Consider the following 14,345-nt stretch of genomic DNA (forward strand, 5'->3'; position numbering starts at 1 on the left):
GCTGCTGTGCCAATCTGGAGACCCCCGTCGCCGCCGTCCCGGGTAGGTTCGTAAACATGGCAGGCATTTCCACCCACACCGTGGCGAACCAGCCTCCTCCGCTGGTGGGCTACGACCTCTTCACCGCCGACCGGGCCCTCCTCGAGGCGGTCGGGCGGCACACCGCCGCGGAGGTGGTGGACGAGGTGCGCGACGAGTTGTCCGTACTCGGCCGGGCCTCGGGTTCGGCGCAGGTGCAGGAATGGGGGGTGCAGGCGAACGAGCATCCGCCGCGGCTGCGCACGCACGACCGTTACGGCCACCGGATCGACGAGGTCGAGTTCCACCCGGCCTGGCACCGGCTGCTGGGCAAGGGTGTCGGGGCGGGGCTGACCGGCGCCTGGACGCGCCCTGCCGGGCATGTGCGCCGGGCGGCCGGCTTCCTGATCTGGACGCAGGTCGAGGCGGGCAACTGCTGCCCGCTGTCGATGACCCACGCGGCGGTGCCCGCGCTGCGCACCGACCCCGGCCTGGCGGCGGAGTGGGAGCCCCGGCTGACCTCCACGGTCTACGACCGTCAGCTGCGGCCCCCGGGGCAGAAGCCCGGCGCCCTCTTCGGCATGGCCATGACGGAGAAGCAGGGCGGCAGCGACGTACGGGCGAACACCACGGGGGCCCGGCCGCTCGCCGAGGCCGGGACGTACACCCTGACCGGGCACAAGTGGTTCTGCTCGGCGCCGATGTCCGACGGCTTCCTGGTGCTGGCCCAGGCTCCCGGCGGGCTCACCTGCTTCCTCGTCCCGCGCGTCCTCGCCGACGGCACCCGCAACGTGTTCCTGCTCCAGCGGCTCAAGGACAAGCTGGGCAACCGGGCCAACGCCTCCGCCGAGGTCGAGTTCGACGGCACCTGGGCCCGCCGGGTCGGCGAGGAGGGCCGCGGGGTGCGCACCATCATCGAGATGGTCGCCGCGACCCGGCTGGACTGCGCGCTGGGCTCGGCGGGCCTGATGCGGCAGGCGGTGGCGCAGGCGATCCACCACTGCACGTACCGGGAGGCCTTCGGCGGCCGGCTGGTCGACAAGCCGCTGATGCGCAACGTCCTGGCCGATCTCGCGCTGGAGTCCGAGGCCGCTACCGCGCTGACCCTCAGGCTCGCGGCCGCCTACGACGACGGGGGCGAGCAGGAGCGCGCGTTCCTGCGGCTGGCGGTGCCGGCCGCCAAGTACTGGATCACCAAGCGCTGCACCCCGGTGGCGGTGGAGGCCGCCGAGTGCCTGGGCGGCAACGGGTACGTCGAGGAGTCGGGCCTGCCCCGGCTGGTGCGCGAGTCGCCGCTGAACTCCGTCTGGGAGGGCGCCGGGAACGTGCAGGCGCTGGACGTGCTGCGGGCGCTGCAGCGCGAGCCGGGCGCCCTGGACGCCTGCCTCACCGAGATCGGCCGGGCACACGGCGCCGACCACCGCCTGGACCGCGCGGTGAAGGACCTGTTCACCGAACTCGCCGATCTGGAGGGCATCGAGGGCCGGGCCCGGCGGCTGGTCGAGCGCCTCGCACTGGTGCTCCAGGGGTCACTCCTGGTGCGGTACGCGCCGCCGGAGGTCGCCGACGCGTTCTGCGCCTCCCGGCTCGGCGGTGACCGGGGCGCGTCCTTCGGCACCCTGCCTTCGGGACTGGACACGGCGTCGGTGGTGGAGCGGGCACGACCGGTGTCCGACCCGGCCTGACCTGCCCCTTCGCGGGCCGACGGCGCGAGGGTGGTGCTGCGCCGACACGGCACCACCCCCGCCTCATGGGCCCCTTGGAGGCCGCGAACGCCGCCCGGAGGCCGCATTCGCAGTCAAGTCTCAGCCACCCTCGTGCGGTTCACCAGGGTTGCAGGGGGTTGCAACATGTCGGTGTCTGTGCGCGGAGTGTGTGCCTCCGGCATGGTCCGGGCGGCAGTATGAGAGACACAGCCGGACCGGAAACCGCCGCCGGATCGGCTTGACAAGTGTGTTCGAAGCCCTTTCCCGGGAGGACCCCAGTGGTGAACCCGCCGATGAACGTGGCGCGCCTGGCCGCCGTGGACGCGGCGCAGGCGGCGCGGGTGCTGAGCGAGATGCGCGAGGCCACACTCGCGGGACAACGTGCACGGATCGCCCCCCGGCCGGTGATCGAGCAGTCCTGGGGGCGGATGCTGCGCAGCGGGGTCGACCCCGACCACGACTTCAGGTCCCAGCCGCTGGCCCTGGACGAAGTGCGGCGCAGGCGGGAGGAGTCACCGCTGCGCCACATCCTTCCGGTGCTGCGCGAAGGTCTGCTTTCGGTCGCGGACGTGGCCCAGCACATCATGGTGGTCGCGGACGCCGAGGGGCGTGTGCTGTGGCGGGAGGGCTCCGCACAGGTCCTGCGCAAGGCCGACAGCCTCGGGTTCCTGCTCGGCGCCGATTGGCGGGAAGACGTCGTCGGCACCAACGGCGTGGGCACCCCGGCGGTGGTGCGGCGGCCCGTGCAGGTCTTCGCCGCCGAGCACTTCGTGCGCTCGCACGCCTCCTGGACCTGTACGGGCGCCCCGATCACCGACCCCCGGGACGGCCGGCTCATCGGCGTGGTGGACGTGAGCGGCCCGCTGGAGACCATGCATCCCGCGACCCTCGCCTGGGTGGACACGGTCGCCAAGCTCGCCGAGGCCCGGCTGCGCGAGCTGCATGCGACCTCGCTGGAGCAGCTGCGCACGATGGCCGCGCCGGTGCTGGCCCGGCTGGACGGGCGGGCGCTGGCGGTGGACCGGGACGGCTGGGCGGCGGCCGTGACCGGGATGCCCTATGTACGGCGCATCGCGCTGCCCAAGTCGCTGACGCCGGGACGCCGGTGGGTGCCCGGGCTCGGCCCGTGCGCGGTGGAGCCGCTGGCCGGGGGCTGGCTGCTGCGGGCGGCCGAGGACGCGCCGCCGTCCGGCGCCACCCGGATCACGCTGGACCTGGGCAGGCCGTCCCGCAGTTCGGTGACCGTGGCCGCCGCCGCGGGCGCGTGGTCCCGGGAACTCAGCCCCCGGCACGCCGAGTTGCTGTACCTGCTCGCCGAGCACCGCGCCGGGCGGGGGGCCGCGGGCCTCGCCGAGGATCTGTTCGGAGATGCCTCCAGGACCGTAACCGTAAGAGCAGAAATGTCCAGAATTCGCCGATATCTCGGGGATCTTCTGCAACATCGGCCGTATCGTTTCTGCGAGGACGTGGAGGTCGAGGTGCTGATGCCCGCCGACCCCTGTGACCTGCTGCCCCAGTCCTCGGCACCGGCGGTGGCACGGCGACGGGCGGCGCCGGGGCCCGGCTGACGGGGACGAGCGGGCGTCGTCCAACGAGGAACGGGCGCGCCGGTGACGCGCCTGGGTGCACCATCCGTCCCGTGCGGGTGGCTTACGCGCCATTACGGGGTCTTGGCCCCGCGCCGCCCCTCACTGCCGTAGCATCGCTACGGGCCTCCCCACCTGCTTCTCCGTCAACCCGCGGATCACCAGGCGCAGTTGGCCCTCTCCGGCCGCGAGCGAGCCGACGTGGCACCGGAGGCGAAGGAGCCCTGAGGAGGGGACGGGATGAAGCATCGCGGCAGACACCGCCGGCACAGACGGGGCGCGGCTCTGCGCGCGGTCCTGGCCGGGACCGCGCTGGCCCTCACCGCGGCCGCCACCCTGATCAGCGCCTCGCAGGCCGAGGTCGCCGAGAGCCCCGGCGCCCTCAAGCCACTGACCTCCCCGGCGGACACCGGCGCGCTGCGCCTCCAGGAGCACCTGGTGGCCGCCCGCACGCTGAACCGGCTCGCCGCCTCCATGGGTCGCCCGGTCGGCGTGGACGCCGTACTGGAGGACGCCGACCACACCCTGCGCGACGGCGACGACTGCACCGCCGGGGACCGCGCGACCCTGCCCGTCACCCCGGCCGCCGCCCGCGCCTACTGCTGGGACCGCGCCGATGCCGCCGACACCGCCTGGCAGCCCGCCTCGGTGACCACGTCGGGGGACGCCGACGACGACGGCGTCCGGGGCACCCACCGGGTGATCCTCACCGGCTGGACGCACAGCACCACCACGGGACCGGCCTCCGAGCGGGGCCTTGCCCGGGTCGCCTTCGTCGACGCCGACCGCCCGGGCCGCCCCGCCTACCGCTGGGTCCTGCTGACGGTGCCCGTCGACGGCGGCCGCGACTACCGCGGCCTGGCCGCCCGCATCTCCGGCATGGTCTGGTACCAGGACAAGCTGCTGGTCACGACCACGACCGGCAGCGCCGACGCGCTCTATGTCTACGACCTCGACCGCATCCAGCGCACCACGGAGGACGGGCCCGCGATCGGCCGGGTGCCCGGCGGCTGGTCCGCCGACGGCTACCGGTACGTGATGCCCGCCGTCGGCTCCTACCGCTTCTCGGCAGGCCACTGCACCGCATCGGGCCCCCCGTGCCCCGGCGCCCTCGCCCTGGACCGCGGCACGGCACCCGACACTCTCGTCGCCGGCGAGTGGACCGCCCCCGACGGCGGCCGGCACGCCCGACTGTGGCGGTACGCGTTCAGTACGGACCCCGCGCGCAGCGGCCTGCTCGCCACCGACGCCACCGGGCGGGCCGACGCGGTCGAGGCCTACCGGACGCGGGCGGCCGGCATCCGGGGCGTGCTGTCGTACCGGCGGGCGGGGGCGACGGGCCCGTCCTGGTATGTGGGACGGATGTCCAGCCCCGTGGACGGCCATGGCGGGCTGTGGCGGCAGGACACGAAGGGCACGGCGATGGCCCGCTGCGGCTCGGACGCCTCGCACCACTGCTGGGCGGCGGCCCCGGGCTCGCTGTCGTACTGGCAGGCGACGGGCGAGGTGTGGTCCCTGTCGGACCGGATGCTGTTCGCGGTGCCCCTGGCCGCCCTGGACCGGTCGCTCGGGTGACGCCCGCGGCCCGGCGACGCTGCCGGCCCCCGTACCGCGCGGCGTGACCGGGGCGATCGACAGAGGGCCGGGCGGGATGATTCCCTGACCCGCATGAGCAGCATCCCCGTCACCACCTGGTCCCTGGAACAGACCTCACCGGCCGACCTCCTGCCGGCCGCGTCCCCCGACGGCGACGTACGGATCGCCCGCGCCGAGGTCCCCTCCCCCGAGTTCAGCCGCTTCCTGTACGCATCGGTCGGCGGCGACATCCGCTGGACCGACCGCCTCGGCTGGAGCCATGCCCGGTGGCTGGAGCACCTGGACCGTCCCGGGGTGGAGACGTGGGTGGCGTACGACCGCGGCACCCCCGCCGGCCATGTCGAGCTGGATCCACAGGACGACGGCGTGGTCGAGATCGCCTACTTCGGTCTGCTCCCCGCCTTCCGCGGCCGCCGGATCGGCGGCCACCTGCTGGCGTACGGTGCCGCCCGCGCCTGGGACCTGGCCGAGCGGTGGCCCGAGCGCGCGCCGACGAAGCGGGTGTGGCTGCACACGTGCAGCAAGGACGGCGCGTTCGCGATGGACAACTACCTGCGGCGGGGCTTCAGGCTGTTCGACACGAAGGTCGAGGAGGAGGCCGAGGTGCCCACGCCCGGCCCCTGGCCCGGGGCATACCCCGCCTGACCTGGCGGGACAAGCCGTTCCGCAGCGCATGTGACCGATGACACCCTTGTCCCACTCTTCGGGACAAGGGTGTCCGCATGATGGACGAAGCTGGACTGTGTCCAGATCTCCGTGACACGCTTCCGCCATGTCCGGAACTGGAGTTGCCTTGGTGAGTCGGCGGCACGTCGACCTCGGCCGCATGTCCAGCGCCATCTGTCCGGCGAGCTGACTGACCCAGCACCGCCGACTTTCCCGTACCTGATTCCTGCTGCGCAAAGGCGCGCGCATGCCTCCATGCGCGCGAATGCGCAGATCAGAGCAGCTTTCCGCCTGTCCGAAGGACGTACATCCATGGCCGCCACCCCGCAGAATCCCGCCGCGTCCACGCCCCGCCGCAAGGTGAGCCGTCACCGCGGTGAGGGGCAGTGGGCCGCAGGTCACTTCACCCCACTGAACGGCAACGAGCAGTTCAAGAAGGACGACGACGGTCTCAATGTGCGGACACGCATTGAGACGATCTACTCGAAGCGCGGCTTCGACTCGATCGACCCCAACGACCTGCGCGGCCGGATGCGCTGGTGGGGGCTGTACACCCAGCGCAAGCCCGGGATCGACGGCGGCAAGACCGCGATCCTGGAGCCGGAGGAGCTGGACGACAAGTACTTCATGCTGCGGGTGCGCATCGACGGCGGGCGGCTGTCGACCGAGCAGCTGCGGGTGATCGGCGAGATCTCGCAGGAGTTCGCGCGCGGCACCGCGGACATCACCGACCGGCAGAACATCCAGCTGCACTGGATCCGGATCGAGGACGTGCCCACGATCTGGGACCGGCTGGAGGCGGTCGGCCTGTCCACCACCGAGGCCTGCGGCGACACGCCCCGCGTGATCCTCGGTTCTCCGGTCGCCGGCATCGCCGCGGACGAGATCATCGACGGCACCCCGGCCGTCGAGGAGATCCACCGCCGGATCGTCGGCAACAAGGCGTTCTCGAACCTGCCCCGCAAGTTCAAGTCCGCGGTCTCCGGTTCGCCGCTCCTGGACGTGGCGCACGAGATCAACGACGTCGCGTTCGTCGGTGTCGTCCACCCCGAGCACGGCCCCGGCTTCGACCTGTGGGTCGGGGGCGGCCTGTCCACCAACCCGAAGATCGGCGTCCGGCTCGGCGCCTGGGTCCCGCTGGACGAGGTCCCGGACGCCTACGAGGGCGTCATCTCGATCTTCCGCGACTACGGCTACCGGCGCCTGCGCACCCGCGCCCGCCTGAAGTTCCTGGTCGCCGACTGGGGCGCGGAGAAGTTCCGGCAGGTGCTGGAGGACGAGTACCTGCAGCGCAAGCTGGTCGACGGCCCCGCGCCCGCGCAGCCGGTGGAGCGCTGGCGCGACCACGTCGGTGTGCACCGGCAGCAGGACGGACGGTTCTACGTCGGTTTCGCGCCGCGCGTCGGCCGGGTCGACGGCACACAGCTGGCCAAGATCGCCGACGTCGCCGAGGCGCACGGCTCGGGCCGGGTGCGCACCACCGTCGAGCAGAAGATGATCGTGCTGGACGTCGAGGAGTCGCAGGTCGAGTCCCTGGTGGCGGGGCTGGAGGCGCTGGATCTGACGGTCAGCCCGTCCCCGTTCCGGCGCGGCACGATGGCCTGCACGGGCATCGAGTACTGCAAGCTCGCCATCGTGGAGACCAAGGCGCGCGGCATGTCGCTGATCGACGAGCTGGAGCGCCGCCTGCCGGACTTCGACGAGCCGATCACCATCAACCTCAACGGCTGCCCGAACGCCTGCGCCCGTATCCAGGTGGCGGACATCGGTCTCAAGGGCCAGCTGGTCCTCGACGACAAGGGCGAGCAGGTCGAGGGCTACCAGGTGCACCTCGGCGGCGCCCTCGGCCTGGAGGCGGGCTTCGGCCGCAAGGTCCGCGGCCTGAAGGTCACCTCGGAGGAACTGCCCGACTACGTCGAGCGGGTCCTCAAGCGCTACCAGGCCGAGCGCAAGGACGGCGAGCGGTTCGCCACCTGGTCCGCGCGTGCCGACGAGGAGGCCCTGTCGTGAGCGAGCGGGCCGCGCCTTTCCACTGCCCCTACTGCGGCGACGAGGACCTGCGTCCCAGCGAGCAGGGCCACGGCGCCTGGGAATGCGGGGCGTGCAACCGCGCATTCCAGCTGAAGTTCCTCGGGGTCCTCGCCCGGGGACTGCAGCGAGCCGACGACGGAGGGGACGACCGGATATGACGACCGCCCAGGACGCGTGCACGGACGAGGAGTTGAAGCGGCTCGCCGAGCAGGCGGGCCGTGACCTGGAGGACGCCCCGGCGCTGGAGATCCTCCAGTGGGCGGTGGACACCTTCGGCAGGCAGTTCTGCGTCACCTCCTCCATGGAGGACGCCGTGGTCGCCCATCTGGCCTCACGGGTGCTGAAGGGGGTGGACGTCGTCTTCCTCGACACCGGCTACCACTTCCCGGAGACCATCGGCACCCGGGACGCCGTCGAGGCGGTGATGGACGTCAACGTCATCACCCTCACGCCGCGGCAGTCGGTCGCCGAGCAGGACGCCGAGTACGGCCCGAGGCTGCACGACCGCGACCCCGACCTGTGCTGCGCGCTGCGCAAGGTCCGGCCCCTGGAGGAAGGGCTGAAGGGCTACCGGGCCTGGGCGACCGGCCTGCGCCGCGACGAGTCCCCGACCCGGGCGAACACCCCGGTCGTGGGCTGGGACGAGAAGCGGCGGAAGGTCAAGATCTCCCCGATAGCCCGCTGGACCCAGGACGACGTGGACGCCTACGTCACCGAGCACGGAGTCCTCACCAACCCGCTGCTGACGGACGGTTACGCCTCCGTCGGCTGCGCCCCGTGCACCCGACGGGTCCTGGAGGGCGAGGACGCGCGCGCCGGCCGCTGGGCGGGCCGCGCCAAGACCGAGTGCGGGCTGCACGGATGACGACCTTCGACCTTCAGGAGAACCACGTGACCACCGGAGCCACCGTCTGGCTCACGGGTCTGCCGAGTGCCGGCAAGACCACGATCGCCCACGAGCTGGCCGGCCGGCTGCGGGCCGAGGGCCGCAGCGTCGAGGTGCTCGACGGCGACGAGATCCGCGAGTTCCTCTCGGCGGGCCTCGGCTTCTCCCGCGAGGACCGGCACACCAACGTGCAGCGCATCGGCTTCGTCGCCGAACTGCTGGCCCGCAACGGCGTCACGGCGCTGGTCCCGGTGATCGCGCCCTACGCGGCCAGCCGGGACGCGGTGCGGGGGCGCCACGCGGAGAACGGCACGGCGTACCTCGAAGTGCATGTGGCCACGCCGGTCGAGGTGTGCTCCGTGCGCGACGTGAAGGGCCTGTACGCCAAGCAGGCCGCGGGCGAGCTGACGGGGCTGACCGGGGTCGACGACCCGTACGAGGAGCCCGCGTCGCCGGATCTGCGGATCGAGTCCCAGAACCAGACCGTGCAGGAGTCCGCGGCGTCCGTGTACGCCGCACTCAGCGAAAGGGGACTGGCATGACGACCGTCGCTTCCGTCCACGAAGGCCACGAGGGCGCGGACAGCCCGTACGCCCTCTCGCACCTGGACGCGCTGGAGTCCGAGGCGGTGCACATCTTCCGTGAGGTGGCGGGAGAGTTCGAGAACCCGGTGATCCTGTTCTCCGGTGGCAAGGACTCCATCGTCATGCTGCACCTCGCGCTCAAGGCGTTCGCGCCCGCGACGGTGCCGTTCTCGCTGCTGCATGTGGACACCGGACACAACTTCCCCGAGGTCCTGGAGTACCGGGACCGTGCGGTCGCCACACATGGGCTGCGCCTCCATGTGGCCTCCGTGCAGGACTACATCGACCGGGGTGTGCTCAAGGAGCGTCCGGACGGGACCCGCAACCCGCTGCAGACGCTTCCGCTGACGGAGAAGATCCAGAGCGAGAGGTTCGACGCCGTCTTCGGCGGCGGCCGCCGGGACGAGGAGAAGGCCCGGGCGAAGGAGCGGGTGTTCTCGCTGCGCGACGAGTTCTCCCAGTGGGACCCGCGCCGCCAGCGCCCCGAGCTGTGGAACCTCTACAACGGCCGGCACGCCCCCGGTGAGCACGTCCGTGTCTTCCCGCTGTCCAACTGGACCGAGCTGGACGTGTGGCAGTACATCGCCCGTGAGGGCATCGAGCTGCCGCAGATCTACTTCGCGCACGAGCGCGAGGTGTTCCAGCGGGCCGGCATGTGGCTGACGGCCGGCGAGTGGGGCGGCCCGAAGGAGTCCGAGACCGTCGTCAGGCGCCTGGTCCGCTACCGGACCGTCGGTGACATGTCCTGCACGGGCGCCGTCGACTCGGACGCCGTCACGCTGGAGCAGGTGATCACGGAGATCGCCGCGTCCCGGCTCACCGAGCGCGGCGCGACCCGCGCCGACGACAAGCTCTCCGAGGCCGCGATGGAAGACCGCAAGCGCGAGGGGTACTTCTAAGCATGAGCACGACCACGACCGAGGCGCTCTCGGCCACCACCCTGCTGCGGTTCGCCACCGCCGGCTCCGTGGACGACGGCAAGTCCACCCTCGTCGGGCGGCTGCTGCACGACTCCAAGTCGGTTCTCACCGACCAGCTGGAGGCCGTGGAGCGGGCGTCGGCGAGCCGCGGCCAGGACGGCCCCGACCTCGCGCTGCTCACCGACGGCCTGCGGGCCGAGCGCGAGCAGGGCATCACGATCGACGTGGCCTACCGCTACTTCGCCACGCCGCGGCGCCGGTTCATCCTCGCCGACACGCCGGGCCATGTGCAGTACACCCGCAACATGGTGACGGGCGCCTCCACCGCCGAACTGACGGTGGTCCTGGTCGACGCCCGCAACGGCGTCGTCGAGCAGACCCGCCGGCACGCCGCCATCGCCGCCCTGCTGCGCGTCCCGCACGTCGTCCTGGCCGTCAACAAGATGGACCTCGTCGACTACCGGGAGTCCGTGTTCGCCGCGATCGCCGAGGAGTTCACGGCGTACGCGACCGAGCTGGGCATCCCCGAGGTCACCGCGATCCCGATCTCGGCGCTCGCCGGTGACAACGTGGTGGAGCCGTCGGCGACCATGGACTGGTACGGCGGCCCGACCGTGCTGGAGCACCTGGAGACCGTCCCGGTCAGCCACGACCTGGCGCACTGCCACGCCCGGCTGCCCGTGCAGTACGTGATCCGGCCGCAGACCGCCGAGCACCCCGACTACCGGGGCTACGCGGGCCAGATCGCGGCCGGTACGTTCCGGGTCGGCGACCGGGTCACCGTCCTGCCGTCCGGCCGCACCACGACGGTCTCCGGCATCGACCTGCTCGGCAAGCCGGTCGACCTGGCCTGGACGACGCAGTCGGTGACCATCCTGCTCAAGGACGACATCGACGTCTCGCGCGGCGACCTGATCGTGCCGACGAAGGACGCGCCGGCCACCACGCAGGACGTGGAGGCGACCGTCTGCCACGTCGCCGACCAACCGCTGACGGTGGGGCACCGGGTGCTCCTCAAGCACGGCACCCGCACGGTGAAGGCGATCGTCAAGGACATCCCGTCCCGGCTCACGCTCGACGACCTGTCCCTGCACCCGCACCCGGGACAGCTCGTCGCCAACGACATCGGCCGGGTGAAGATCCGCACCGCGGAGCCGCTGCCGGTCGACGCCTACGCCGACTCGCGCCGCACGGGCTCCTTCATCCTGATCGACCCGAGCGACGGCACCACGCTCACCGCGGGCATGGTCGGCGAGTCGTTCGCGGCCCCCGAACCGGTCAAGGACGAGACCGAAGACGACGGCTGGGACTTCTGACATGAACCGGACCGACTTCTACTCGACGTTCGCGAAGGAGGGCGGCCGCGTCGGCAGCGGCGCCCTCGGCAGCGGGCAGGGCGGGGTGGCGCGATGTGCGCGATGACGTACGCGCACTGCCTGCGCGCCCCGGCCCCCCACCCGACGTCCCGGAAGCGACGAAGACCTGCCGACCTCCCGGCCACGACCTGAAAGACCGTGACCGCCGGGCCAACGAGAGGAAAGCCTCCCGTGCCTGCCAACCGCTCCACTCTGCTTCGCCGCGGCATAGCCGCCCTCGCCGCACTCCCCCTGCTCACCCTCGCCGCTTGCAGCTACGGGTCCGAGTCCAAGAACGACACCTCCGACGCGAAGATCGCCGCCGGGGCCAAGAAGATCGACGGCCTGGACTCCGTCAAGATCGGGTACTTCGGGAACCTCACCCACGGAACCGCGCTGGTCGGCAACCAGAAGGGCTTCTTCCAGAAGGAGCTGGGCGCCACCAAGGCCGACTACCAGCTCTTCAACGCGGGTCCCTCCGAGATCGAGGCGCTGAACTCGGGCTCCATCGACATCGGCTGGATCGGCCCCTCCCCCGCGATCAACGGCTACACCAAGTCCGACGGCAAGAACCTGCGCATCATCGGCGGTTCGGCGTCCGGCGGCGTGAAGCTGGTCGTGAACCCCAAGAAGATCAAGTCCCTCAAGGACGTCAAGGGCAAGAAGATCGCGACGCCCCAGCTGGGCAACACCCAGGACGTCGCGTTCCTCAACTGGGTCGCCGAGCAGGGCTGGAAGGTCGACGCGCAGAGCGGCAAGGGTGACGTCTCCGTCGTCCGCACGGACAACAAGGTGACCCCGGACGCCTTCAAGTCGGGCTCCATCGACGGCGCCTGGGTGCCGGAGCCGACCGCGTCCAAGCTGGTCGCCGAGGGCGGCAAGGTGCTGCTGGACGAGTCCTCGCTGTGGCCGGACAAGAAGTTCGTGATCACGAACATCATCGTGTCGCAGAGCTTCCTGAAGGAGCACCCGAAGGCCGTCGAGGCGGTCCTGAAGGCGTCGGTCGAGACCAACAAGTGGATCAACGGCCACCCGGACGAGGCGAAGGCCGCGGCCAACAAGCAGCTGGCGTCCGACTCGGGCAAGGCCCTGCCCGCCGATGTCCTGGACCCGGCCTGGAAGTCCATCCAGTTCACCGACGACCCGCTGGCCGGGACCCTCAGCACCGAGGCGCAGCACGCGGTGAAGTCCGGTCTGCTCCAGAACCCGAAGCTGGACGGCATCTACGACCTCACCCTCGTGAACAAGGTCCTCAAGGCCGAGGGCGGCAGCACGGTCGACGACGCCGGACTCGGCGTCAAGTAAACCCCGCACCCGGTGAGTTCCCAGGAGGTGACGACCATGTCCACGACTTTCGCCAAGGCGGCCGCCGAGACCGTCGAGCAGGCGGCACGCCTCGAGCACGTCTCCAAGTCCTTCGCAGGACCGGCCGGACAGCAGCTCGTGCTCGACGACATCAGCCTCGATGTCGCCCCGGGCGAGTTCGTCACCCTCCTGGGGGCCTCGGGCTGCGGCAAGTCGACCCTGCTGAACCTGGTGGCGGGGCTCGACCGGCCCACCGCCGGCAGCATCACGACCCACGGGCGTCCGGCTCTGATGTTCCAGGAGCACGCCCTGTTCCCGTGGCTGACCGCGGGCAAGAACATCGAACTCGCCCTGAAGCTCGGGGGGGTTCCCAAGAGCGAGCGGCGCGGCCGCGCCGAGCAGCTGCTCGAACTGGTCCGGCTGCAGGGCTCGTACGGCAAGCGGGTCCACGAGCTGTCCGGCGGCATGCGCCAGCGCGTGGCCATGGCCCGGGCGCTCGCCCAGGACAGCCGGCTGCTGCTGATGGACGAGCCGTTCGCGGCACTGGACGCGATCACCCGCGACCTGCTGCACGACGAACTGACCCGGATCTGGGAGGAGACGGGCCTGTCGGTCCTCTTCGTCACGCACAACGTGCGCGAGGCGGTGCGGCTCGCCCAGCGGGTCGTGCTGCTGTCCTCCCGGCCCGGCCGGGTGGCCCGGCAATGGCGGGTGGACATCCCGCAGCCGCGGCGCATCGAGGACGCGCCGGTCGCCGAACTGTCCCTGGAGATCACCGAAGTCCTGCGTGGGGAGATCCGCCGTCATGGCCAGCACTGAGACGAAGACCGCCACGGACGCGGGAAGCGTCGAGGCGGGCCTGGACGCCCTGGAGACGGCCGTCACCGGCCGCACGCCCCTGCGGCGGACGTTCGTCGACAAGATCCTGCCGCCGGTCGTCGCCACCGTGGTGGTGCTGGCCGTGTGGCAGGCACTGATCTCCTTCAAGATCGTCGACGATCCGACCAAGCTGCCCTCCCCCGCCGACGTGGGCGCCGAGTTCAAGAGGGCCTGGCTCGAGGGCACGCTGCTCGACTACATCTGGACCAGCGTCTCGCGCGGTCTGCTGGGCTTCGCGTTCGCGCTGGCCATCGGCACCCCGCTGGGGCTGCTGGTGGCCCGGGTGAAGTTCGTGCGCGCCGCCATCGGCCCGGTCCTGTCCGGTCTGCAGTCGCTGCCGTCGGTGGCCTGGGTGCCGCCCGCGGTGATCTGGCTGGGCCTGGACAACTCGATGATGTACGCGGTGATCCTGCTCGGCGCGGTCCCGTCCATCGCCAACGGCCTGGTCTCCGGCATCGACCAGGTGCCGCCGCTGTTCCTGCGGGCGGGCCGCACGATGGGCGCGACCGGTCTGAAGGGCGCCTGGCACATCGTGCTGCCGGCCGCGCTGCCGGGCTATCTGGCCGGTCTGAAGCAGGGCTGGGCCTTCTCCTGGCGCTCGCTGATGGCCGCGGAGATCATCGCCTCCTCGCCCGACCTGGGCATCGGCCTGGGCGCGCTGCTGGAGAACGGCCGCAACGCCAGCTCCATGTCCATGGTGTTCGAGGCGATCTTCCTGATCCTGTTCGTCGGCATCGCCATCGACCTGCTGATCTTCAGTCCGCTGGAGCGGTGGGTGCTGCGCAGCCGCGGCCTGCTGGTGAAGGGCTGAGT

The 14,345-nt window shown here is 71.6% G+C and carries 14 protein-coding genes; all 14 read left to right on the top strand.

The window, feature by feature from the left end; genetic code table 11:
- Window positions 1-56: 56 nt before the first annotated feature.
- Window positions 57-1,703 (top strand): acyl-CoA dehydrogenase family protein, encoded by a 1,647-nt coding sequence (locus ACFZCP_RS10135; protein ID WP_391425802.1) that lies wholly within the window; start codon window positions 57-59, stop codon window positions 1,701-1,703.
- A 314-nt stretch (window positions 1,704-2,017) separates the two neighbouring features.
- Complete coding sequence (locus ACFZCP_RS10140) at window positions 2,018-3,292, top strand: GAF domain-containing protein (RefSeq protein WP_391425803.1); 1,275 nt, start codon at window positions 2,018-2,020, stop codon at window positions 3,290-3,292.
- 258 nt (window positions 3,293-3,550) lie between these two features.
- Window positions 3,551-4,885 (top strand): hypothetical protein, encoded by a 1,335-nt coding sequence (locus tag ACFZCP_RS10145; RefSeq protein WP_391425805.1) that lies wholly within the window; start codon window positions 3,551-3,553, stop codon window positions 4,883-4,885.
- Window positions 4,886-4,978: 93 nt separating this feature from the next.
- Window positions 4,979-5,551: a GNAT family N-acetyltransferase gene (locus tag ACFZCP_RS10150; protein ID WP_391425807.1), complete on the top strand. Its 573-nt coding sequence runs from the start codon at window positions 4,979-4,981 to the stop codon at window positions 5,549-5,551.
- A 127-nt stretch (window positions 5,552-5,678) separates the two neighbouring features.
- Complete coding sequence (locus ACFZCP_RS10155) at window positions 5,679-5,762, top strand: putative leader peptide (RefSeq protein ID WP_345942706.1); 84 nt, start codon at window positions 5,679-5,681, stop codon at window positions 5,760-5,762.
- Between the two features lie 122 nt (window positions 5,763-5,884).
- Window positions 5,885-7,582 (top strand): nitrite/sulfite reductase, encoded by a 1,698-nt coding sequence (locus ACFZCP_RS10160; RefSeq protein WP_391425810.1) that lies wholly within the window; start codon window positions 5,885-5,887, stop codon window positions 7,580-7,582.
- The gene (locus tag ACFZCP_RS10165; RefSeq protein ID WP_391425812.1) at window positions 7,579-7,761 is read left to right on the top strand and encodes a hypothetical protein; all 183 of its coding nucleotides are present in this window, start codon (window positions 7,579-7,581) and stop codon (window positions 7,759-7,761) included. The genes ACFZCP_RS10160 and ACFZCP_RS10165 overlap by 4 nt, the downstream gene beginning before the upstream one ends.
- Window positions 7,758-8,468, top strand: coding sequence for a phosphoadenylyl-sulfate reductase (locus ACFZCP_RS10170; protein ID WP_391425814.1), 711 nt, complete (start codon window positions 7,758-7,760; stop codon window positions 8,466-8,468). The genes ACFZCP_RS10165 and ACFZCP_RS10170 overlap by 4 nt, the downstream gene beginning before the upstream one ends.
- A gap of 26 nt (window positions 8,469-8,494) precedes the next feature.
- Window positions 8,495-9,031 carry an adenylyl-sulfate kinase gene (gene cysC, locus ACFZCP_RS10175; RefSeq protein ID WP_391425816.1) on the top strand — a complete coding sequence of 179 codons (537 nt, stop codon included), beginning with the start codon at window positions 8,495-8,497 and terminating at the stop codon, window positions 9,029-9,031.
- Window positions 9,028-9,972, top strand: coding sequence for a sulfate adenylyltransferase subunit CysD (gene cysD, locus ACFZCP_RS10180; RefSeq protein WP_391425818.1), 945 nt, complete (start codon window positions 9,028-9,030; stop codon window positions 9,970-9,972). Before cysC ends, cysD begins: the two co-directional genes overlap by 4 nt.
- A 2-nt stretch (window positions 9,973-9,974) precedes the next feature.
- Window positions 9,975-11,309: a GTP-binding protein gene (locus tag ACFZCP_RS10185; RefSeq protein WP_391425819.1), complete on the top strand. Its 1,335-nt coding sequence runs from the start codon at window positions 9,975-9,977 to the stop codon at window positions 11,307-11,309.
- Window positions 11,310-11,540: 231 nt separating this feature from the next.
- Window positions 11,541-12,653 carry an aliphatic sulfonate ABC transporter substrate-binding protein gene (locus tag ACFZCP_RS10190; protein ID WP_391425821.1) on the top strand — a complete coding sequence of 371 codons (1,113 nt, stop codon included), beginning with the start codon at window positions 11,541-11,543 and terminating at the stop codon, window positions 12,651-12,653.
- 36 nt (window positions 12,654-12,689) lie between these two features.
- Entirely contained in the window at window positions 12,690-13,472 is a 783-nt protein-coding gene (locus ACFZCP_RS10195; RefSeq protein ID WP_391425822.1) for an ATP-binding cassette domain-containing protein, read from the top strand.
- A complete protein-coding gene (locus ACFZCP_RS10200; protein ID WP_391425824.1) occupies window positions 13,459-14,343 on the top strand; it encodes an ABC transporter permease subunit in 885 nt (294 codons plus the stop codon). Before ACFZCP_RS10195 ends, ACFZCP_RS10200 begins: the two co-directional genes overlap by 14 nt.
- The last annotated feature ends 2 nt before the right edge of the window (window positions 14,344-14,345 follow it).

Origin of the sequence: Streptomyces sp. NPDC007971 (assembly GCF_042958635.1) — a bacterium.
Classification (GTDB): domain Bacteria; phylum Actinomycetota; class Actinomycetes; order Streptomycetales; family Streptomycetaceae; genus Streptomyces.

Excerpts from the sequence above, each read along its gene's own strand:
- ACFZCP_RS10135 (WP_391425802.1), top strand. The coding sequence starts at position 57 with ATGGCAGGCATTTCCACCCACACCGTGGCGAACCAGCCTCCTCCGCTG.
- ACFZCP_RS10140 (WP_391425803.1), top strand. The coding sequence starts at position 2,018 with ATGAACGTGGCGCGCCTGGCCGCCGTGGACGCGGCGCAGGCGGCGCGG.
- ACFZCP_RS10145 (WP_391425805.1), top strand. The coding sequence starts at position 3,551 with ATGAAGCATCGCGGCAGACACCGCCGGCACAGACGGGGCGCGGCTCTG.
- ACFZCP_RS10150 (WP_391425807.1), top strand. The coding sequence starts at position 4,979 with ATGAGCAGCATCCCCGTCACCACCTGGTCCCTGGAACAGACCTCACCG.
- ACFZCP_RS10155 (WP_345942706.1), top strand. The coding sequence starts at position 5,679 with ATGTCCGGAACTGGAGTTGCCTTGGTGAGTCGGCGGCACGTCGACCTC.
- ACFZCP_RS10160 (WP_391425810.1), top strand. The coding sequence starts at position 5,885 with ATGGCCGCCACCCCGCAGAATCCCGCCGCGTCCACGCCCCGCCGCAAG.
- ACFZCP_RS10170 (WP_391425814.1), top strand. The coding sequence starts at position 7,758 with ATGACGACCGCCCAGGACGCGTGCACGGACGAGGAGTTGAAGCGGCTC.
- cysD (WP_391425818.1), top strand. The coding sequence starts at position 9,028 with ATGACGACCGTCGCTTCCGTCCACGAAGGCCACGAGGGCGCGGACAGC.
- ACFZCP_RS10185 (WP_391425819.1), top strand. The coding sequence starts at position 9,975 with ATGAGCACGACCACGACCGAGGCGCTCTCGGCCACCACCCTGCTGCGG.
- ACFZCP_RS10195 (WP_391425822.1), top strand. The coding sequence starts at position 12,690 with ATGTCCACGACTTTCGCCAAGGCGGCCGCCGAGACCGTCGAGCAGGCG.
- ACFZCP_RS10200 (WP_391425824.1), top strand. The coding sequence starts at position 13,459 with ATGGCCAGCACTGAGACGAAGACCGCCACGGACGCGGGAAGCGTCGAG.